Below are 19,066 nucleotides of genomic sequence, written 5' to 3' on the forward strand. Positions count from 1 at the left end.
GGGCCGGTCAGTAGTAGCGGGCGGTGTTCATGTCAGCCGTGTCGTCGGCGGCGTTGCCGAGGGTGAACTCGGTGACCTCGCCGAGGTCGGTCAGCTCCGGCGGCTCGTAGGGCTGGGTGTCCACATCCATCACCTCCTCTCCGTGTCGGTGGGTGGCGCGGTGGTCGGGGGTTCCTGGGACGGCCACACCGGCTCGCGTGCCGGTGCCGCCACGCCCGGCGGCGGCTTGCGGTGACGGGGTGCCCGCGACGTCCTGACGGGAGGAGGCGGGCGGATCTGGACGCGGCCAGGCTCGGTGAGGATCTCGTCAACGACCTTCACGACGGTTTCGGCGCGGCTCCAGAGGGCTTCTGGCTCGGCGAACGGGTTGGCCGGGTCGAAGACGTTGGGGACTTGGGTGGCGATAGCGCACTCCGGTCCGCGGATCATCACCGATTCGACGCAGCCGTCGCGGAATCGCGTGGCGAGCAGTCCGTCGACATAGCCGAGGAGGTTGGGAAGGGGGACCACCGCGAAACCAATGGCCCGCAGCCGGGCGATGCGGTCGATCGCGGCACGCTCGTCATCGGCGGCCTGGCTGGCGTCGTCGTTCATCGCGTCCCACCACCTGATCCGCCGTCCTGCCCGAACGGCAGCCGCGCCAGGCCCGCAGCCCCGGCATGAGGCGATCGGCGGTACGCGGGCGTGACCGCTTCGGCGAGGACGTGCTGGACTGCTCGCGCGCTGGGCACTGACCAGCCCACTGCGCGAGGATGCATGCGCCATCGGTAGGGCAGGTGGCCGTGTGTCGTGGGAGGCAGCGCGATCCATGTCCCCCTGCGCCGGACGCCGATACCGGGCTGCTGGGCGAGATCGAGTCGTATTGGTTCGCCGGGGCTGGTCAGCAGTAGCCAGGTGCCGAACGGGGTGACAACGGTCGGTGGCAGGCAGTCAGCGGCACGCAGCGGCTGCGTGAGACCCGCTCCCAGCGCGGCGGGGATTTCAAGCGCGTCGACGACGGGGCCGCAGGCTAGCAGGATCGCGTAGGGACGCCGCGTCCACACCTCGCACGCGAGGTCGGTGTCCGCGATGCCGGCGTCGCTCCACGGGTGGGCGATGGGTTCTAGACCGTCAGCGTGCGGGTGGCCATGCCAATGGCGGGACCCGTGGACTTGATAGGTACCCGGCTGGATGTGCCATCCGTGCTCGACGTAGTCCATGGCGGCGTCGCGGATCTCACCGAGCAGCCTGCCCGGTTCGGGGTGAAACCGCCCGATCACGACATCGTCCTGTGTGGAGTGTCTGTCGTGGCTACGATCTCTCCGTCGATCACGTCGGTGGACTGGCCGGTGTCGAGGGCGCGGTGCGCTCGCTGGAGGAACTCCTCGCCGATCGCGATCAGCTCTGCGCCGAGCCCGTGGAGGTCGTGGTCATCCAGCGTGTTGTTGATCAGGGGCAGCGCGCTGGCGGCCAGGGCCTGGTTGATGCGTGCCACGCGCGCCAAGAACTCTCGATCGTCCCGCGCCACCATCAGTAGCCGCCTGCCGCGAGCTGATCAGCGGTCGCGGTCCGACCCGAGCCGAGGTGCGCACGCGTCGTCGAGGGGATCGCGCGCACCTCGGCGTGGGTGGCGTCGTGCACGGCGCTCACGAGAACCTCCGGGACGTGGCTCGGATTCAGGGCGGCGGACGGCGGTCAGCCGTTGTCGGCGGAGGCCAGGTGGTCGACCACGCGCCGGGTCGCGCCGATGACGACCGACCACGGCGGCAAGTCCCGGTGTGGCTGGGGTGGTGAGATCCACTGCGACGATTCGCCGTCCCCGATGTGTTTGGGGACGATCACGTGCGCGCCCCGAGGCGTGAGGTGGACCTTTCGGGCGTGCAGTTCGGCGGGAAGGTCGGGCCGAGACCTGGCTGCGGGGGCGGTGAGGAACGTCCACCACGTGCCACCGCCGGGGTCGGCGATCACCGGGCCGGCGAGCATGGAGATCTGCAGTTCGGCCAGCACGCTGGCACCAAGCGTGGCGGGCATGGTCACGGCGTCCAGCGCCTGCCCGACAGCCACCGCCAGCCTGCGCGGCGTCACGTCGATCGTGACCGGCCAGCCGAGGAGTTCCTCGTACTGGGTGCGGGCGGCGGCCAGGTCACGCAGCCACTGGGGTGCGGCGGGTGTGCTGGTCTGGGGGCGTGGCATCGCGATGGTCATGGCTGACCTCCAAGGGAGATGCCGCTGGTGCAGCGGCGCGGGAAGCGATCTCGGCCACCGAGGGCCGTGCGGGCGGATCGAGCTGAAGGTGCTGGCGGACAGCCGGCGTGCCGGCTTGGTGCGGCACCACCGGTTGGTTGGCTCGTGCGCTGGGACGGGCGGCGACATCGCCGTGTTCGCCGCCGCCGAGCCGGTCGAAGCTGAGTAGCGCGTCTCGCACGGCTGCGCGCAGGCGCCCGGCTTCCAGGGGAGTTAGCAGCCATGGCCCCGGCGAGGATGGAGTCAGGGCGACCCCGTTCGTTGTGAGTTGGACGCGCAGGCGTGCTCGTCGGCCGCGCCCGTCACGGCAGCGGACCGTCCATAGGTCGGCGTCACGCTGCCATCCCAACCGGGCCAGGAGTCGGATTACCGATGTCGTGCGCTGGTGCCTGCCCATCGTGGGGTCACCGCTCGCCGTGGGCCGGGGCCGACCCGTACGACCCCGCGCTCGGGGTCGCGGTGCCTGGCCGCCTGCGGGAACGGCGGCCTGGTCGTACGGGTCGGCGGGAAGGTGCGCCCAGCGTGGCCATCCGTGCGTCGGCGCCGCGCACGTCCCCGGTGTTCGGGTGTTGGCCGCTGTGGCGCACTGGGCTGGGGTTGGTGGAAGACCCGGTGAGCAGGGTCGGGTCGGGGCACCGTTCCTGCTCACCGGGCAGCGGGGGGTGATCAGAGTGCGGCCGGTGTTCCTGGAGGGACGCGGCGCGGGCTCGCTGGATACGCCGGTGCTCGGACCACCAGCTCAGGCCGCAGATCGGGCCGATTGCCAGTCCCAGGCCCGCCAGCATCGTCAGCCCGGCCAAACCTGCACTAGCCACGTCGGATGAAGTCACCGCTAGCACCTCCTACCGGGCCAACCAACTGGAACGCATCGAGTAGCTATAACTCATGCTTCACATGGGCTATGATTTGGTTACAGTAACCAACATCGCATCAGTGTCAAGGGTTGCGAACAGGTCCGGTGTACGATTACCTGTGCGCACGCGGATCGCTTCAGCCGGAAGGAACGGGCATGCCACCCTCATCTCCCACAGTCGCGAGCTGGGAACTTGCGCTCCGGCTGCGCCAGCGCCGTGACCAGCTGGGCATGGAGGTGCAGACGATCACCGCGACGCTTGGGTTCTCGCGCAACTACTGGTCAGCGGTCGAGAACGAACGCAAGATCCTCTCCGAGGAGAAGCTCAAGAGCGTGCTGAACGCCTTCGAGTTCGACGAGGAGGAGCAGCGCGAACTTCTGGAACTGCGCGAGGCCGCCAAACTGCGCGGCTGGTGGGCGCGCTACTCCGCCCTGTTCATTGAGGACACGCTGCGCCTGTACGGACTGGAACACGGCGCCCAGGCCATCCGAACGTACGAGAGCCTGCTGATCCCCGGTCTCTTGCAGACCGAGGCGTACGCCCGAGCGTTGATGACTTCCGAGATCACCACCATCCGCCAGGTCGAGGTCGACCAGCGCGTCGAGGTGAGGATGCGGCGGCAGGAGAGGATCACCGGCGAGGACCCCTTGCACCTGACCGCCATCGTCAGCCAGGCCGCACTCATGCAGGAGACCGGCGGGCCGCAGGTCCTACGTGACCAGCTGATCCACCTCACAGAGGTCATCGAAGAACATCCCGATGTGGTCGACCTCCGGGTCATCCCGTTCACCGCGACCGGGTGCGGCGCGTTCGGCGCGTCGACCTTCCACCTGATCGACTTCGCCAGCACCCGCCTGCCTACCTTGGCGTGGCAGGAGACCGTCACCGCCGCTGGCATCATCGACGACGAGGGGCAGGTACGGGACCTGAGCTTGACCTACGCCGAAGCCCTCGGGCGTACCCTGAGCCCACAGGAGTCATTGGACCTGATCAAGCGGCGCATCAGGGAGATAACATGATCGAGGTGAGCTACCCGATGCCCCCCAACGCTCCGAACCACAACGGCTGGTTCAAGTCATCCTTCTCGTCCAACGCGAACAACTGCGTCGAAGTACGATTCGACGGCGACCGCGTAGGGGTCCGGGACAGCAAGTACCGGCGCAATCCCGCCAACCACCCCGGACGGGAACCGATCATCACCGTCACGGCCGCCCAGTGGATGGTCTGGCTGGACGAACTGACCGGGCGCGCCGATGTGGGCACCAACGGCGTGCTGAGCGTCGAGACGACGCCGGACGGCGGCGCGATCCTGCGCGGAGCCGACACGGCTGTAACGCTGTGTTACACCAGTGGCGAGTGGCAGACCTACCTCGCGGGCGTACGTGAGGGCGAGTTCGACCATCCCACCCTCGCCGCGCTCGCCAGCTGAGCGCCGCGCCCCAGCACGACGCTCCCTGGAACCTCGCTAGCCCCAAGAACCCCTGGTGGTGGAGGTGACGTCGACTCCCCCTCCGGCGTCACCCGCCACCAGGCCCGCTGCCCAAGGGCAGGCCCACAAGAACCGCATCGACCCCAGCCGCACGCAGGTAAGGCGAAAGGAACGGCCTGACATCGTGTCGACCCCTGACCCGTCCCGGAACCACGCGCGCAAACCTGGTTACGAGTTCACCGACATGCTGGACCTGCCAGGCTGGGACGAGCAGAGCATCTGGGGCTACGACGAAGGCATCGGGAGTTTCTTCGCTCAGCTGTGGCGTAATGGCAGCCGCTCCGACGAACCGGAAGTCTGGCTGTCTGGCATGCGGCGTCCGTACCCGTGGCCAGGCTGCGTCGCGTTGGACATCCTCGAGGCCACCAGGCAGGATCCGGCTACCGTGACGCGGGCGCTCGGGATCGCGGACCCCGCCGTCCGGCTGCGCCCCGCCCATGAGATCGCGGCCGAGGTGGACCAACTCGCCAGCCACGCGGGCGACCCCTACATCGACGGCAAGCGCCACGCCCTGCTATGGGTTCGCGGCCAAGCCGACGTGTGCCCCGGCTCCCGCTGGCAATGGAGCCATGGCGCGCCCACCGCCGAGCAAGTCGTCGCGGAACATCACCTGGTCACCGGGCGCGTCTACCGTCCAGAGGAGAACCGGACGATCTGCTCCGGCGCCGACGAGGCGCTTTGGTGGGCACTCGGCCGGTGAATCCCTGAGCCGCCCGACGTTCGCCGTCAGAACGCGATCACGTACGTCCGCTCCTGGGTCAGTTCGCGCCACCGCGCGACCTCGACGCGCGCCCGTGCCAGCACGGGGAAATCGTCATGCAGCGCACGAATGATCACGTCGTCCAACGCATGCCAGTCCGCCTGGTCACCGCACGCCGCGCAGGTGTTCGGGTTGAAACTCGCACCGCGCGCACCGAGCGGGCGTGGTCGCAACTGGGCGGCCAGGTCGCCGCGGCCTTCGCGTTCCAGGATGTCGCGGGCGACGTCCACCGCCATCGGCTTGTCGCAGGTGACCAGTTCACCGACTGCGGGCCGATACCACGGCCGTAACCCGAAGACCCAGGTCATCGGGCGTTGGCACTGTGAGCATGGATAGTCGTAGCCCCATACTTCGAGGAAGAGCGTCCTGCCGGTCGTCACACTGCCCCCTCCAAGTTGCCACCGCCGAAGCGAACGTATCGGCCACCCCCGACTTGCCGTTGAACACCTCCGCCGTCAACGAACGGAAGCCAGCACGGCGACAAAGGCCCCCAGCACCAGGAACGGCCCCATCGGCAGCGGCGAGCCCCGCGCTTGCCGCCGTGCCAGCCGGAGGATCAACCACGCGAGGGCCGCGGCGAACCATCCAAGGAACGTGGCCGTGATGAGGGCCGACCAGCTCAGCCAGCCGAGGGCCAACCCGAGCAGTCCGCCCAATTTCACGTCGCCGGCCCCCAATCCTCCCCTGGAAGCCAGCGCGAGGACGAGGTAGAAGGCCGCGAGGATCGCCAGGCCGGCCAGCCCGCGCAGTAGGTCTGGTCCTCGGGAATGCAGGATCGCTGAGGTCGCCAGCAGCGCGCCGACGAGAGCGGCGCCGGAGTAGACGAGGACGCTGGGCAGTCGTTGCTCGATGAGGTCGATCAGGCCGAGTGTGACGCCGAGGGCGGCGAGGACGCTGTATGGCAGCAGGTCGAACTGGTGACCGAAGCGCCAGGCGAGCCCGCCGAACGCGAGCGCGGTCAGCAGCGTGGCCATGGGGTGCGTGACGCGCGGTGCGGATGGGACCGTCGTCAGCAGTCGCCGGTAGCAGAGCGCAAGCGCCGCGCCCGTGAGGACTCCTACGCCCGTCCACGCGGTGATGAACGCGGCGGACATCAGTCAGCGCCGCCATCAGTAACAGGAAGTAGCCGAATCGCCACTCGTCACCCCCGGAAAGCTGCTGGTCACCTTCCCAGTGTTACCTGACGCGACCCCGGACAGTGATTGTCACTAGGCCGAAAGGGTGAAATTTGTAGAAATTACCCTTCCGACTTCAAAGTCAGTGACCAGCACACTTTGCAGTCAGTGGGGGTCAGTGGTGTAGACGTGGTGAGTGTCACTTGATGTTAGTCCAAGTCCTCTGTCGTCTGGGGGTGGGTTGTGGTCGCCGGCAATGTCGTGATCCTGGGGGGACGCCGGGCGGCGGCGCTCGCGGTCGGAGCTGCGGTGCTGGCGCTGGCCGCTTGTGGTTCCGGCACGGCGAGCGACCCGTCACGTGGCACGACACAACCAACCGGACAGGCGTCGACTTCAGCTTCCCCGACCACCACGTTGTCCGTTGTGGACAGAGCGAAGCAAGATGCGCTCGCGGCTTATCGGGGCATGTGGCAGGACTTCGTCGCGGCGGGGACCACATCGGACTGGCAGTCACCGAAGCTGGGCCAGTACGCGACCGGGATCGCGCTGACGAACATGTCGCGATCGTTGTACGCCGACCACTACAACGGCCTGGTCACCAAGGGAGAACCCACTTTCCAGCCCACGGTGACTTCTGCGGACCCGCCTGACAATCCCAACAAGATCGTGATCACGGACTGCTCCGACGGTTCCCATTGGCTGAAGTACAAGGCGGACACCGGGCAGCTCGCCAATGACACGCCCGGCGGCCGGCACCTCGTCAACGCGATCGTGCAGAAGCAGTCGGATGGATCCTGGAAGGTCTCGGAGTACGGCGTCCACGAGGCGGGAACATGCTGAGACTACGAAGCATCGCGATCGTGACCGGGCTCGTGGTTGTCGGCGGAATCTGCGGCGTGGCACCGGCTTTCGCCGATGACGGCTACGGCAGCACCATGTGCAATCAGATGCCTGCCCCGGTCTGCGATCTTGGCGCGGGCAAAGGCGGCGACAGCGGCAAGCCGGGCGGCAACTCGGGCAACGGCGACAACAAGCCTGGGCATCCGGGCTCGGGTAATTCCGGCAACGGCAACACTGATCCGAACCCCGGTGACACGATCATCGGCAACTCGAATCTGGCGAACTGCTCTTACGTCAAGAGCGACTATCAGCCTCCCTCCGGTGGTGTGGTCACCGCCGCCTACACCCGTCCGCTGGACTCCGGTGTCGCGACAGCGCAGCCTGCGGTGTTCTCCCGCCCTGTCAACGTGGCGCGCACGGCGGTGCTCGCGTTGCCGGCGGATGGCCCGGCTCCGGGACAGCCGGGAGCTTGGTACGTGTGGAAGTGCACGGGTCCGGGGGCCGTCGACGCCTTGTACCGGCCGCCGGTGTGGATTCCCGATGGGCAGCAGCCCGGTGCGGCGCAGTTGCCCTCGCCGGCCGAGCTGGCGGCGATGGCGCGTAAGCAGTTGCGGCTGCCCACGCCGACGATCGCGGCGAACCCGGCCGGTGACCAGTTGGTGAATCTGCCGACGTGGATGTGGCTGTCCAGCGGCTGGGGGCCGGTCTCGGCGACCGCCTCGGTGCCCGGCGTGTCGGTGACCGCGGTGGCGACGCCGACGTCGGTGTCGTGGTCGATGGGTGATGGCAGCACGGTGACGTGCACCGGGGCGGGCGCCCCGTTCCGGCCGGGCACGGACCCGAAGGCGTCCTCGCCGGACTGCGGCCACACCTACCACGCCTCCTCGGCGAGCCAGGCGGGACAAGCGTTTCCGGTCACCGCGACGGTGCACTGGACGGTCACCTGGGCGGGCGCGGGCCAGGGCGGAACCTTCCCGGACATGACCACGACCGGCAACGCGGCCTTCCGGGTCGCGGAGTCCCAAGCCCTCAACAACAACGGCGGCGGCTGACCCTCACAGGGGCAGCACCTCCTGTCATAACAACACAAACAACAGCTCGTCCTTCCGCTCGCTGAACAACCTCGGCGACGCGGCGCACTACCCCCATGCCCGGAGGAGGTACCGGCGTGACCACCAACATCACGCAGCCGGACACCGACCGACGCACGGCGCCGGCCAGTGGTTCTTGGGTCGCGGACGGCAAGAAGCCCGCCTCGCGGCTGCGCGGAACGAAACGGCGCCGCAGCGTCCCGCACCTGCTGCTGGGCGCCCTGCTCGTGCTGGCCTGTGCCGCCGCGTTCCTGGTGGTGTCGCTGAACTCCGGGAACCGGGAACCCGTCTTGGCGTTGGCCCGGCCGGTGGCGGTCGGGCAGGTGCTGACCGCGCAGGATCTCAAGCAGGTCAACGTCGCCGTCGACCCCGGCGTGTCTGTTGTGGACTCCAGCCAGGCGGCCAGTGTGGTGGGGAAGACGATGTCGGAGAGCCTGCCCGCTGGTGCGCTGCTGACCCTGGACGCGGTGAGCGGTGCCGGTGTTCCCGCGGCGGGGCAGGCGATCGCGGCGTTGTCGTTGAAGGCGGGCCAGTTCCCGGTGGAGGTGTCGCCGGGCAGCCACGTGTCGGTGGTGTTCGTGCCCGGCCAGTCGGGCGCCGCGCTGGCCAGCCCGCCGACGCCGGATTCCACGACGGTGTGGCCGGCGGTGGTCACCAGCGTGACCAGTCCGGCGAATCAGCAGGTCACGGTGGTGTCGGTGCAGCTGTCCCAGGCCGCCGCCCGCCAGGTCGCCGCCGTGCCCGCGGGCCAGTTGTCGATCGTGATGCTTGCGGGAAGTGGTCAGTGATGTTGGTGGCGGTGCTGTCGGTGAAAGGGTCGCCTGGGGTGACCACGTTCTCGGTCGCGCTGGCCGCGCGCTGGCCCTCGCCCTCGCGCGCGCTGCTGGTGGAGGCCGACCCCTCCGGCGGGGACGTCGGGACGCGGTTCTCGCTGGAGTCGACGCCGGGACTGGTGAGCCTGGCGGTCGCCGCGCGGCGCAGCGATGACCCGGCGCTGTTGTGGCAGCACACGCAAACCCTGCCAGGTGGCCTGCCGGTGGTGGCCGCGCCACCGGACGCCGACCGCGCGCGGGCGGTGCTGTCCGCGCTGGCGGACCCGACCACCGGGGCGGGCGTGCTGCGGGCCGCCGCGAACTTGCCGGACACGGTGGTGATCGTGGACTGCGGCCGGATCGACGCCGGGTCTCCGGCGATGCCGATCGTGCGCTCGGCCGACGCGATGGTCTTGCTGACCCGTGCGCACGCCGACGACCTCGCGCACCTGGCCCGCCGGCTGCCGGCGATCGGCCGGTGGACCGCGCATCCGGCGATGTTGCTGGTCGGCGACGGGTATGCCCCGGCCGAGGTCGCCCGTGAACTCGGTGTCCTGCCGCTGGGCCGGGTTCCGGATGATCCGCACGGGGCGGCCGTGCTGTGCGGGCGGCCCCGCTCGCTGCGATGGGGCCGCAGCGGGCCGGCGCATTCGGCGTTGGGGCAGGTCGCGCACAAGGTCGCGAAGGTGCTGCTCGCCGAGCAGGAACCACCCGCCGCGCTGCCGCGGCAAGGGCCGGTGGAGAGCCAGCCGGTGCCGGTCCTGCGCCCGGTGCCCGGCGTGCCCGCCAACCCGGTCTCGGCCACGGGGCTGCGGCTCGCACCGGCGCCCCCACAGCCGAACCAGGAGAACACCTCACGCGGAGGGCACGCGTCATGAACCACCCGACCAACGGCCATCCATCCAACGGCTATCCGCCGCCGGTGCCCCTGCGCCCCCACCAGCAGCACGGGCAGCCACCCGGCGGCGGCTGGCCACCGCCCGGCGCGTCCGGTCACCCCAGCTGGGCAGCACCGGCCGGGCAGCCGCACCACCCCAGCGCCGCGCAGTCACCGCCGGGCGGTCCGGAAGCGACACAGAACACCGAGGCTGTCGGGCGGCTGCGCCAGCACCTACGCGACACCCTCGGCGCCGAGCTGCCGCAGCGGGTGGACGCCCAGCAGCGCCGCACCGGCGCCCCGGTCACCAGGGAGGCCCGCCGCGAGCTGGCGCGGGCGATCCTGGACGACGCGGTGGCCGTGCACTCCGAGAACGAGCTGATGGCCGACCGCTCGCTGGTCGGCCGCGATGTCGAGCAGCGGGTGATCACCGAGGTCATCAACGAACTGTTCGGCATGGCCGGCCTGCAGCCGCTGCTGGACGACCCGACGGTGGAGACGATCAACGCCAACCGCTTCGACCGGGTGTTCGTGCAGTACAACGACGGCCGCCGCGCGCGGGTCGCCCCGATCGCGGGCTCGAACGAGGAGCTGACGGACCTGGTGCGCCTGTTGGCGGCTCGCGCGTCCAGTCAGGAACGGCGCTTCGACTACGGCTCCCCGGCGGTCAACCTCCAACTTCCCGGCGGGGAGCGGTTGTTCGCGGCGATGGGCGTCACGGCGGGCGGGGTGACCTCGCTGTCGATCCGCCGGCACGGCTACCTCACCGTGACCCTCCCGGAGCTGCGCGCCCGCGGCACGATCGATCCCGGTCTGGAGCAGTTCCTGCGCGCGATGGTCAAGGCCCGCAAGAACATCGTGATCGACGGTGGCACCGGCGCGGGCAAAACCACCCTGCTGCGCGCACTCGCGTCCGAAATGGACCCGATGGAACGCATCGTCACCATCGAGGACGCCTTCGAACTCGGCCTGGACCGCGACCCGGACATCCACGCCGACGTGACCGCCTTCCAGGCCCGCGAGCCGAACGTCGAAGGCGAGGGCGCGATCTCCCAGGCCGAACTCGTCCGCTGGGGCCTGCGCATGAGCCCGGACCGCGTGATCGTCGGCGAGATCCGCGGCCCGGAGGTCATCCCGATGTGCAACGCCATGTCCCAGGGCAACGACGGCTCCATGGCCACCCTCCACGCGAGCAGCTCCCGGATCGCCTTCACCCGGCTGGCCTCCTACGCCGCCCAAGGCCCCGAACGCCTTCCCTTGGAGGCCACCAACCTGCTGGTCGCCTCGGCGGTGCATTTCGTGGTGCACCTCGCGCGCGGCCTGGACCGCACGACCCGCGTGGTGTCCTCGATCCGCGAGGTCGTCGGCGCCGACGGCCCCCAGGTCATCTCGAACGAGGTCTACCGGCCTGGCGCGGACCGGCGCGCCCGTCCGGTGGCCGGGGCGCTGCGCACCGACACCCTCGACGACCTCGTCGACGCCGGGCTCGACCCCGGTGTGCTGGAGGAGCCCGACGGCTGGTGGCCGCGATGATCGCAGGCGGGAACATCACGATCAGCGCCACCACCGGCCTCTCGGCCCTGCTCGGCGTCGGTGTGGGTGTCGGCCTGCTGCTGGTGATCATCGGCTGGCGCGGCGTGGACCGGAACCGGCGGTCCGGACCGTTCGGCCGCGCCCGGTCTCGCCGCATCCCCTCCGCACCGAAGGATCAGCGCCAGGCGCTGCGGACCGGTCTCGCCGTCGCGGTGGGTGTGCTGGCCGGGGTGGCGACCGGTTGGGTGGTTGGCGCGGTGCTGGCCGGGCTGGCGGTCTGGGCGTTGCCCCGCGTGCTGGGCCGCGATCCCGAGCACGCGCGCCGGGTCGCCCGGATCGAGGCCATCGCGACCTGGACGGAAATGCTCAGGGACACGCTCTCGGCCGCCGCCGGATTGGAGCAGGCCATCCTCGCGACCGCGCCGCTGGCGCCGCCGGCCATCCGCGGCGAGATCACCGAGCTGGCTGGCCGCATCGAGAATGGCGACCGGCTGGCGCCCTCCCTGCGTCACCTGGCCGACCAACTCGCCGACCCGACCGGCGACCTGGTGATCGCCGCGCTGGTGCTGGCCGCCGAGCAGCAGGCCCGTCAACTCGGCGACCTGCTCGGCTCGCTGGCGCACGCCGCCCGCGAGCAAGCCTCGATGCGGATGCGGGTTGAGGCCGGGCGCGCCCGGACCCGAACCAGCGTGCGGGTGATCGTGGGCACCACGCTGTGCTTCGCCGTGGCCGTGGTGCTGCTCAACCGGCCGTACCTGGCCGCCTACGACTCCGCGGGCGGACAGGTCGTCCTGCTGGGTATCGGAGTCCTGTTCGGACTCGGGTTCGCGTGGCTGGTGCGCATCGCCACCGTCACCGAACCAGACCGCTTCCTCTCGCTGACCGCGGACACCACGGCGAACCAGACTCCGATGGTCGCCGAAAGGCAGGTGTGACACCCATGATCACCGCGCTCGTTCTGGGAGCGGGGCTCGGCATCGGCCTCTGGGCGCTGGCCGTATGGCTGTTCCCGCCCCGCCCCGCCCTCGGCGCCGTCCTGGCCCGCAGCACGACACCACCGGCGCCGCCGCCGATCCTGGCCACCGAGGACACCGGCTGGGCCGCCCGGCTCGGCCGCCCGTTCATCGCGCCGCTGCGCGCGCTCGGCCTGCCCGGCGAACGATTGGCCCGCGATCTGGCCGTCATCGGCCGCCCGGTCGCGACCCACCTGGCGGAGAAGGCGACGCTGGCGATCGCCGGGCTGCTCGCACCCGTGGTGCTGCAACTGCTGCTTGCCCTGGCCGGGTTGTCGCTGGGCGTCGAGGTCCCGATCATCGCCGGGCTCGTGCTGGCCGCCGCCGGATTTCTCCTGCCCGACCTGCAAGCGCGCTCCGACGCGGCGAGGCTGCGCACCGGGTTCCGCCACGCCCTCTCGGCGTACCTGGACCTGGTGTGGATCACCCTGGCCGGGGGCGCCGGGGTGGACAGCGCGCTGAACGACTCGGTCGCCATCGGCCGAGGCTGGGCGTTCGAGCAGATCCGCCGCGCCCTGGACACCGCGCGCCTGACCCGCACCACCCCGTGGGCCACACTGCGCCAACTCGGCGAGGAACTCGACGTCACCGAGCTGTCCGAACTGGCCGCCTCAGTCAGCCTGGCCGGCACCGAAGGCGCCAAGGTCCGCACCTCGCTGGCGGCCAAGGCCGGCGCGTTGCGCACGCACCAGATCACCGACGCCGAAGGCGCCGCGCAGGCCGCCACCGAACGCATGTCGCTGCCGGTGATGGCGCTGTTCCTGGGCTTCTTGGCGTTCATCGCCTACCCCGCACTCACGCAAGTCTTGAACGGCTTGTGAGCGCGGGGATCGTGGAAAGGGAGGAGAACGCGATGCACCTGTACGTGGTGGCATTGTGGACGGCGCTCAAGGCGCGGTGGGAGGTGCTGCGGCGCGAACCCGAAGCCGGGTACTCAACGGAAACGGTCCTGGTGACGGCGCTGCTGGTGGTGGCCGCGTTGGCGATCATCGCGATCATCATCGCGAAGGTCACCGCCAAAGCCAACGGCATCAACCTGGGCATGTAATCGTGGTGCGCGGCAAGCACAATCCCCGGCCGCTGCGGGGCGGTGTCGCTGCCAGCGGCGGTCGATGGCGGTCCGCGCACGCGCGGGTGGGTTGGCGAGATCCTATCCGACGGCGGCTGTCCGGTGACCGTGGCGCGGTCAGCGCCGAACTGGTGATCGCGACACCGCTGCTCCTGTTGATGCTGCTGGCGATCGTGCAGTTCGCGCTGTGGAGCCACGCCACCCACATCGCCCAAGCCGCCGCCTCCCAAGGGCTCGCCGCTGCGCGAGCCCAGGGCGGCACCGCGGCCGCGGGCGCTGCTGGCGCGCAGCAGATGCTCGACCAGCTCGCGCGCGGCCCGTTGACCGGCGCCAGCGTCAACGCCGACCGCACCGCGACGTCGGCGTCCATCCGGATCTCCGGGACCGCCAGCTCGGTGATCCCGTTCCTGAGCCTGCCGGTGCACGCCGAGGCGGTCGGCCCGGTCGAACGGTTCGTGCCCGATCTGGCCAGCGGCGGGTGACCGGCCATGACGACCGCGCCGACGACCCCGAACCCGCGCCCTGCCCGGACGGCCGCCACACGCCCGTCCGGTGGCACAGGACGGCCGCTGCGGACCGAACGCCGCCACCGGGGGTGGCAGGTGGCGTGGTGGCGCGCCGATCGGGGCTCCGTGGCGGCGGAAGTCACCCTGGTGACCCCGTTCCTGATCATGCTGCTGGTGTTCGTGGCCGTGGTCATCCACCGCGGCGTGGACGCGCGGCTGCGCATCGACGACGCCGCACACGAGGCCGCCCGCGCGGCGAGCATCGAACGCACCCCCGCCACCGCGACGACAGCGGCGCAGTCCACCGCCGCCAGCGCGCTGTCGGCGGCCGGGGTGACCTGCGCGTCCTTGTCGGTGGACACCGCAGTCGGCGGGATGCGTCCGGGCGGGACGGTGAGCGTGACCCTCACCTGCGCCGTGGACTTCGGTGACGCGCTGATCCTCGGCGTGCCGGGCCAGAAACGCTTGTCCGCCACCGCGATCGAGCCGGTCGACACCTGGCGCTCGGTCACGGTGAACGCCGCCGGGGGCGGTTCGTGAACCGCCCAGGACGTCACGCTCGGCCGAGCTGGTGGGCTCGGCCGAAGCGACGGTGGCGGCGATGGTGGCGGGCTGACGAGGGGCGGGTGACCGCGTTCGTCGTGGTGCTCACCATCGGGATCCTCGCCCTGGCCGGGCTGACCTTGGACGGCGGCCTGGCGCTGTCGGCCAAGGTCAAGGCCAACGGCCAGGCGCAGGCCGCCGCCCGCGCCGGCGCCCAGGCCATCGACCTGTCCGCCTACCGCAGCACCGGCACCCTGCAACTCGTGCCCACCCAGGCGGTCGCCGACGCGCAGGGCTACCTCGCCACTGTGGGCGCCTCGGGGAGCGTGACCGTCTCCGGGGACACCGTGACCGTCACCATCACCGCCACCCAGGGCACGCAACTGCTGGGCCTGGTCGGGATCTCCAGCCTGACCGTGCACGGCACCGGCAGCGCCCATCCGCAGCGGGGTGTGGTGACCATCGAGCCATGACCGCGCCCGTCCGCCCGCATCTGGTGCGGCACGTCAGAGGAAAGGAAACCCGTATGGCTACGACCGAAGAGATCCAGCGTCGTGTCGAGCAGGCCGACACCGCCCGCAGCGCCCAGCGATCCGCCGCGGCAGCGCAGGTCGGCGAACTCGCGGCGCGCCGGGCCGCCATCGCCGAGCAACTGGCCGACATCGAGCGCGAACTCGGCGATGTCCTCGCTGCCGCCCAGGACGTCATCGACATCGACGAACTCGCCCGGTTCACCGACGTGCCGGCCCCGGATCTCACCCGGTGGCTCACGGCCCGGACCACGACCCGCACCAAACGCAAGCGGCCCACCGGCGGAGGTTCTGCCGCGAAGAGCGACCCGAGCCGACGTCCCGCCGCGGCGAGGACACCGGCGACCGGCCAGACCTCCACGCGGTCCGAGCCCGCCGTAGCGCGCACGGACGCCGCGGACGCCGCGGACGCCGCGGATGCGCCCGCGCGTGTCGCGGCGGAGGTGGCATGACCTCCCTGCACCCGTGGCCAGAGCCCCGGCCCGAGCGGCACCCGATGCCCCGCGCGGCGGTGACCATCGGGCCGTAAACCCTGTACTGCCAAGGAATCGAGCACGTTGTGAGCGCACCATCGCACCCTTCTCGCCGGAATCCTGCACGGCCACCGAGCGCGGGTCGCCGCGCCTGGCGGGTCGTGGCCGGCACGCTGCGGTTCGTCGGCCGGGCCCTGCGTGGACTGATCGCCGCCACGGTGCTGCTCGCGCTCGTGGCGGGCTTGCCGTGGGCGTTGTGGCATTTCATCGGCTGGCCCCTGCCTCATCACGTCCCGACCTGGGCCGATGTCCAAGGTGTGCTGCTCGGGCCGATGACCACCATGTTCCTGCTGGACTTCCTGGCCTGCGCCTGCTGGATCACCTGGGCCGCGTTCACCCTCGACGTGGCCCGCTGCACGGTGGACATTGCCCGCAGCGGTTTCGACGCGGCCCGGTTGCCGGACTTCTCGGCCGCCGGTCCGATGCACGCCCTGGCGGGCGTCCTGGTCGGCGCGGTCCTGCTGTCCGTGCTGGGCAACCGACCCGCCCCGGCCCCGGCCACGTCGCCCGCCACCGCGCTCGGCACCGGGGCGCACGTGGTGGCGACCGCCCCGGCCTGGCAGCACCCCACGCCCGCCGGCGAGGTGACCGTGCGCACCGCCGTCTTCGCCACCCAGACCACCGGCCGCCACGCCACCGCCGTGGGCGCGCCCGCACATCCGGAGTCCGTGGTTGTCGCCGCACCGCAGGACGGCGTGCACGACTCGCTGTCGCGGATCGCGGCGCGCACCCTCGGCGACGCCGCCCGCTGGCCGGAGATCTTCGACCTCAACAAGGGCAAACCCCAGCCCTACGGCCACACCTTCACCAATCCCAACCTGATTTACCCCGGCGAGGAACTCACGCTGCCCGCTGACGCGACCGGGCCGACGGTGCCGCCAGACAATCCTCCGTCACAGCCGACGTCTCCCGCGCCGACCACCACAGCGCCCCCGGCCACCACCACGCCACCAACCAGCCTCCCACCCGCCACCGCAACGCCACAGGCGCCGTCTACCCAGCAGGTGCCACCGGCCGCGACCGGCACGAACACGGCCCCCTCGGCGACACGGGAGCCAGGTTTCAGCTGGGGACCGGACCTGTTCGTCGGGCTCGGCCTGGCCGCCGCGGTCAGCGCCGCGCTGCTGATCGCGCGCCGCCGCCACAACTACCGGTACCGGCCCGGCAGCGGCGACCGCGACGAGCTGCCGGTGGCGCCGGTGGTCTACCAGCTGCGCCTGGCGCACCTGCGCGCCGAGCGGGACGACACGGAGTTCGACCTCGACAACGACTTCACCGGCGACTACCCCGACGACACGGACGTCGGCGAGGGCGGACGTCCGCGGCGCGTGCCACCGCCGCCACCGGTGGTGGTCGGCGCGCCCCAGACCGGTCCCGGCCGGCCACCCGCCCTCGCTCCAGGGCTGGGTGTCCGGGACGGCCGCGAGGTCGCCATCGACCTCGCGAGCGCCCGCGGCCTCGGCCTCCTCGGAGCCGGCGCCGCCGCGGCGGCGCGCGCGCTGCTGATCGCCGCGCTCACCACCGCCACCGGCCACAAGGCGACATCACCGCTGGCCGGGGCAACCGTCGTTGTCCCGGCCGATGACCTGGCCGGGGTGCTCGGCCGCGGAGCCGCCCGCGCGCAGCTGCCCGACGCCCTACGCGTCGTCGCCGACCTGGACGACGCGCTGGACGCGCTGGAGGCCGAGATCCTGGTCCGCGCGGCGGCCAGCCGGCAGCAGGGCGCCGAGCCGGAATCGTGGCCGCCGCTGGTGCTGGTGGCGCGGCCCCCGCGCCAGCACCAGCGGCTGCAAGCGATCCTGGACAACGGCGCCCCGTTCGGCGTCCTGGGCATCCTGCTGGGCCAGTGGCAACCCGGCGTCACCTGCTACGTCCGCGAGGACGGCACGATCTCGGCCACCGGCCCCGGTCTGGGCGAGGCCCTGCGCGGAACCCGGATGTTCCGCCTCGGCGACGACGACACCGCCGAACTGCTGACCCTGCTGCACGACGCCGACCCCGACGCGCCAGATGGGGACCACGAGGCGGCGCCATCGGTGTCGTCGGTGCCGCGTCCTCGCATCGTGCCGGACCAGCCCGCCGACACCGGCGAGGTCGACCTGGAGATCACGGCCGCCCTCGCGCCACCGGCCCGGCCGGATACCGAGCTGGAGATCCTCGGCCCGGCCCGCGCATCAGCACCCAGTGTCCGGCCGCGCCCACCGGCCGCCCCACGTGAGCAGCCTGACCCACCGCGCGTCGCCGACCACGACACCAGCGCCGACGAGAGCGCCGATGAGGCCCACGCTGATGTCCACGACGAGGTCCACGAGGTCGGCGGCCAACCCGCCGCGGCCGGCGAGCACACCCCGCCCCCGACCACCGCCACCGCGGTGGACGGCGCACCGGACACGACATCCGCCCTGATCACCATCACCGTGCTGGGCGGCCTGCGGGTGCTGTGGAACCCCGAACCCGGCGCCGGTCACTCCGCCGCCGACACCCCCGCCGAGGGCCGGGGACGGGAGATCACCGGGGCGTTGCAGCCGAGGACCCAGGAACTGCTGGTGCTGCTGGCGCTGCATCCGGACGGCGCCACCCGCGAGACGCTCGTGGCGGCGTTGTGGGGCCAGGACCCACCGGCCCGGCCGACCAACGCCCTGCACACCGCGCTGTCGCGGATGCGCCACACGCTGGCCACCGCGACCGACGGCGCGGTGAGCGACATCGTCTCGGTCGACAATGGCCGCTACCGGCTCGACCCGGCGACCGTCCGGGTCGACTACTGGCGCTTCGCGCGGGCGGTCGCCGCCCGCCGCGCCGCCTCCACCGATCACGCGCGCGTGGATGCCTACCGGGAGGTGGTCGACAGCTACGGCGGCGCGCTGGCCGAGGGCATGACCTGCGAGTGGATCGAGCCCGCGCGCGAGGCGATCCGCCGCGACGCCATCGACGCCGTCGCCGCCCTGGCGCGCGCCCTGGTCGAGCACGATCCACAGCAGACGCTGGATCTGCTGGAGGTCGCCCGCGCGTTCGACCCGCACAACGAGCTGCTCTACCGCGACATCATGCGCCTGCAGGAACGGCTCGGGCGCCTGGATGCGATCCCGCGGACGCTGACGTTGCTCACAACCCGGCTGGCCGAGGTCAACGCCGCGCCCACCCCGCAGGCGCGGGGGCTGGCCACCCGGCTGGGGCAGCGCCACGACAACGTCGACCCGGCCGACCCCGCCGACCCCGTCACGTCAGCCACCCAGCCCGGCCGTGGTCGCAGCGCGGCCGGCTGACGCGGTGACACC

At 71.4% G+C, this 19,066-nt stretch carries 23 protein-coding genes; 16 read left to right on the forward strand and 7 right to left on the reverse strand.

Features of this window, described 5'->3' with window-relative positions:
• Positions 1–7: 7 nt before the first annotated feature.
• The 5 genes from AMYBE_RS45215 to AMYBE_RS43555 all read right to left on the reverse strand — a co-directional run bounded on the left by AMYBE_RS45215 (position 8) and on the right by AMYBE_RS43555 (position 2,184).
• Positions 8–130, reverse strand: a complete 123-nt coding sequence (locus AMYBE_RS45215) for a lasso RiPP family leader peptide-containing protein (RefSeq protein ID WP_020663611.1) — start codon at positions 128–130, stop codon at positions 8–10.
• Entirely contained in the window at positions 130–594 is a 465-nt protein-coding gene (locus AMYBE_RS0132710; protein ID WP_020663612.1) for a hypothetical protein, read from the reverse strand. Before AMYBE_RS0132710 ends, AMYBE_RS45215 begins: the two co-directional genes overlap by 1 nt.
• Positions 591–1,259, reverse strand: coding sequence for a bifunctional DNA primase/polymerase (locus AMYBE_RS42785; protein WP_020663613.1), 669 nt, complete (start codon positions 1,257–1,259; stop codon positions 591–593). The genes AMYBE_RS0132710 and AMYBE_RS42785 overlap by 4 nt, the downstream gene beginning before the upstream one ends.
• The gene (locus tag AMYBE_RS0132720; RefSeq protein ID WP_020663614.1) at positions 1,256–1,510 is read right to left on the reverse strand and encodes a hypothetical protein; all 255 of its coding nucleotides are present in this window, start codon (positions 1,508–1,510) and stop codon (positions 1,256–1,258) included. Before AMYBE_RS0132720 ends, AMYBE_RS42785 begins: the two co-directional genes overlap by 4 nt.
• Positions 1,511–1,674: 164 nt before the next feature.
• Entirely contained in the window at positions 1,675–2,184 is a 510-nt protein-coding gene (locus AMYBE_RS43555; RefSeq protein ID WP_020663616.1) for a hypothetical protein, read from the reverse strand.
• Between the two features lie 997 nt (positions 2,185–3,181).
• On the opposite strand from AMYBE_RS43555, the gene AMYBE_RS0132740 reads away from it, so the two are divergent.
• The 3 genes from AMYBE_RS0132740 (at position 3,182) to AMYBE_RS45220 (ending at position 5,266) form a co-directional block, all read left to right on the forward strand.
• Positions 3,182–4,096 (forward strand): Scr1 family TA system antitoxin-like transcriptional regulator, encoded by a 915-nt coding sequence (locus tag AMYBE_RS0132740; protein ID WP_245573292.1) that lies wholly within the window; start codon positions 3,182–3,184, stop codon positions 4,094–4,096.
• A complete protein-coding gene (locus AMYBE_RS0132745; protein WP_020663619.1) occupies positions 4,093–4,506 on the forward strand; it encodes a DUF397 domain-containing protein in 414 nt (137 codons plus the stop codon). The genes AMYBE_RS0132740 and AMYBE_RS0132745 overlap by 4 nt, the downstream gene beginning before the upstream one ends.
• Before the next feature lie 184 nt (positions 4,507–4,690).
• Positions 4,691–5,266 (forward strand): hypothetical protein, encoded by a 576-nt coding sequence (locus AMYBE_RS45220; protein WP_020663620.1) that lies wholly within the window; start codon positions 4,691–4,693, stop codon positions 5,264–5,266.
• Positions 5,267–5,292: 26 nt separating this feature from the next.
• Here the strand turns inward: AMYBE_RS45220 and AMYBE_RS0132755 are convergent, their stop codons facing one another.
• A complete protein-coding gene (locus AMYBE_RS0132755) occupies positions 5,293–5,706 on the reverse strand; it encodes a hypothetical protein (protein WP_154676373.1) in 414 nt (137 codons plus the stop codon).
• A gap of 75 nt (positions 5,707–5,781) precedes the next feature.
• Positions 5,782–6,420: a prepilin peptidase gene (locus AMYBE_RS0132760; RefSeq protein ID WP_020663622.1), complete on the reverse strand. Its 639-nt coding sequence runs from the start codon at positions 6,418–6,420 to the stop codon at positions 5,782–5,784.
• A 444-nt stretch (positions 6,421–6,864) separates the two neighbouring features.
• On the opposite strand from AMYBE_RS0132760, the gene AMYBE_RS0132765 reads away from it, so the two are divergent.
• From AMYBE_RS0132765 to AMYBE_RS0132825, 13 genes are all read left to right on the forward strand, one after another.
• Positions 6,865–7,281 carry a hypothetical protein gene (locus AMYBE_RS0132765; protein ID WP_245573293.1) on the forward strand — a complete coding sequence of 139 codons (417 nt, stop codon included), beginning with the start codon at positions 6,865–6,867 and terminating at the stop codon, positions 7,279–7,281.
• A complete protein-coding gene (locus AMYBE_RS0132770; protein ID WP_020663624.1) occupies positions 7,275–8,333 on the forward strand; it encodes a hypothetical protein in 1,059 nt (352 codons plus the stop codon). The genes AMYBE_RS0132765 and AMYBE_RS0132770 overlap by 7 nt, the downstream gene beginning before the upstream one ends.
• A gap of 116 nt (positions 8,334–8,449) precedes the next feature.
• Positions 8,450–9,160 carry an SAF domain-containing protein gene (locus AMYBE_RS0132775; RefSeq protein ID WP_020663625.1) on the forward strand — a complete coding sequence of 237 codons (711 nt, stop codon included), beginning with the start codon at positions 8,450–8,452 and terminating at the stop codon, positions 9,158–9,160.
• A 38-nt stretch (positions 9,161–9,198) separates the two neighbouring features.
• Positions 9,199–10,062 carry a MinD/ParA family ATP-binding protein gene (locus tag AMYBE_RS0132780; protein WP_245573295.1) on the forward strand — a complete coding sequence of 288 codons (864 nt, stop codon included), beginning with the start codon at positions 9,199–9,201 and terminating at the stop codon, positions 10,060–10,062.
• Complete coding sequence (locus tag AMYBE_RS0132785) at positions 10,059–11,594, forward strand: TadA family conjugal transfer-associated ATPase (RefSeq protein WP_020663626.1); 1,536 nt, start codon at positions 10,059–10,061, stop codon at positions 11,592–11,594. Before AMYBE_RS0132780 ends, AMYBE_RS0132785 begins: the two co-directional genes overlap by 4 nt.
• A complete protein-coding gene (locus AMYBE_RS0132790; protein ID WP_245573434.1) occupies positions 11,591–12,529 on the forward strand; it encodes a type II secretion system F family protein in 939 nt (312 codons plus the stop codon). Before AMYBE_RS0132785 ends, AMYBE_RS0132790 begins: the two co-directional genes overlap by 4 nt.
• Before the next feature lie 5 nt (positions 12,530–12,534).
• Positions 12,535–13,428: a type II secretion system F family protein gene (locus AMYBE_RS0132795; protein ID WP_020663628.1), complete on the forward strand. Its 894-nt coding sequence runs from the start codon at positions 12,535–12,537 to the stop codon at positions 13,426–13,428.
• Positions 13,429–13,460: 32 nt separating this feature from the next.
• Complete coding sequence (locus AMYBE_RS0132800; RefSeq protein WP_027928249.1) at positions 13,461–13,655, forward strand: hypothetical protein; 195 nt, start codon at positions 13,461–13,463, stop codon at positions 13,653–13,655.
• Between the two features lie 86 nt (positions 13,656–13,741).
• Complete coding sequence (locus AMYBE_RS0132805) at positions 13,742–14,158, forward strand: TadE/TadG family type IV pilus assembly protein (protein ID WP_034289570.1); 417 nt, start codon at positions 13,742–13,744, stop codon at positions 14,156–14,158.
• Between the two features lie 120 nt (positions 14,159–14,278).
• The gene (locus AMYBE_RS42800; protein ID WP_020663631.1) at positions 14,279–14,722 is read left to right on the forward strand and encodes a TadE/TadG family type IV pilus assembly protein; all 444 of its coding nucleotides are present in this window, start codon (positions 14,279–14,281) and stop codon (positions 14,720–14,722) included.
• Positions 14,723–14,808: 86 nt separating this feature from the next.
• Positions 14,809–15,198 (forward strand): pilus assembly protein TadG-related protein, encoded by a 390-nt coding sequence (locus AMYBE_RS0132815; RefSeq protein WP_020663632.1) that lies wholly within the window; start codon positions 14,809–14,811, stop codon positions 15,196–15,198.
• Between the two features lie 53 nt (positions 15,199–15,251).
• Positions 15,252–15,707: a hypothetical protein gene (locus AMYBE_RS42805; RefSeq protein WP_020663633.1), complete on the forward strand. Its 456-nt coding sequence runs from the start codon at positions 15,252–15,254 to the stop codon at positions 15,705–15,707.
• A gap of 182 nt (positions 15,708–15,889) precedes the next feature.
• The gene (locus AMYBE_RS0132825) at positions 15,890–19,054 is read left to right on the forward strand and encodes a BTAD domain-containing putative transcriptional regulator (protein WP_020663634.1); all 3,165 of its coding nucleotides are present in this window, start codon (positions 15,890–15,892) and stop codon (positions 19,052–19,054) included.
• Positions 19,055–19,066 lie beyond the last annotated feature (12 nt).

The sequence above is a fragment of the Amycolatopsis benzoatilytica AK 16/65 genome, from assembly GCF_000383915.1.
In the GTDB taxonomy this organism is placed as follows: domain Bacteria; phylum Actinomycetota; class Actinomycetes; order Mycobacteriales; family Pseudonocardiaceae; genus Amycolatopsis; species Amycolatopsis benzoatilytica.

Coding starts and splice junctions, on each gene's coding strand:
- AMYBE_RS0132800 (WP_027928249.1), top strand. CDS start 13,461: ATGCACCTGTACGTGGTGGCATTGTGGACGGCGCTCAAGGCGCGGTGG.
- AMYBE_RS42805 (WP_020663633.1), top strand. CDS start 15,252: ATGGCTACGACCGAAGAGATCCAGCGTCGTGTCGAGCAGGCCGACACC.
- AMYBE_RS0132720 (WP_020663614.1), bottom strand. CDS start 1,510: ATGGTGGCGCGGGACGATCGAGAGTTCTTGGCGCGCGTGGCACGCATC.
- AMYBE_RS0132745 (WP_020663619.1), top strand. CDS start 4,093: ATGATCGAGGTGAGCTACCCGATGCCCCCCAACGCTCCGAACCACAAC.
- AMYBE_RS0132785 (WP_020663626.1), top strand. CDS start 10,059: ATGAACCACCCGACCAACGGCCATCCATCCAACGGCTATCCGCCGCCG.
- AMYBE_RS0132770 (WP_020663624.1), top strand. CDS start 7,275: ATGCTGAGACTACGAAGCATCGCGATCGTGACCGGGCTCGTGGTTGTC.
- AMYBE_RS0132795 (WP_020663628.1), top strand. CDS start 12,535: ATGATCACCGCGCTCGTTCTGGGAGCGGGGCTCGGCATCGGCCTCTGG.
- AMYBE_RS43555 (WP_020663616.1), bottom strand. CDS start 2,184: ATGACCATCGCGATGCCACGCCCCCAGACCAGCACACCCGCCGCACCC.
- AMYBE_RS0132790 (WP_245573434.1), top strand. CDS start 11,591: ATGATCGCAGGCGGGAACATCACGATCAGCGCCACCACCGGCCTCTCG.
- AMYBE_RS0132710 (WP_020663612.1), bottom strand. CDS start 594: ATGAACGACGACGCCAGCCAGGCCGCCGATGACGAGCGTGCCGCGATC.
- AMYBE_RS45215 (WP_020663611.1), bottom strand. CDS start 130: ATGGATGTGGACACCCAGCCCTACGAGCCGCCGGAGCTGACCGACCTC.
- AMYBE_RS0132760 (WP_020663622.1), bottom strand. CDS start 6,420: ATGTCCGCCGCGTTCATCACCGCGTGGACGGGCGTAGGAGTCCTCACG.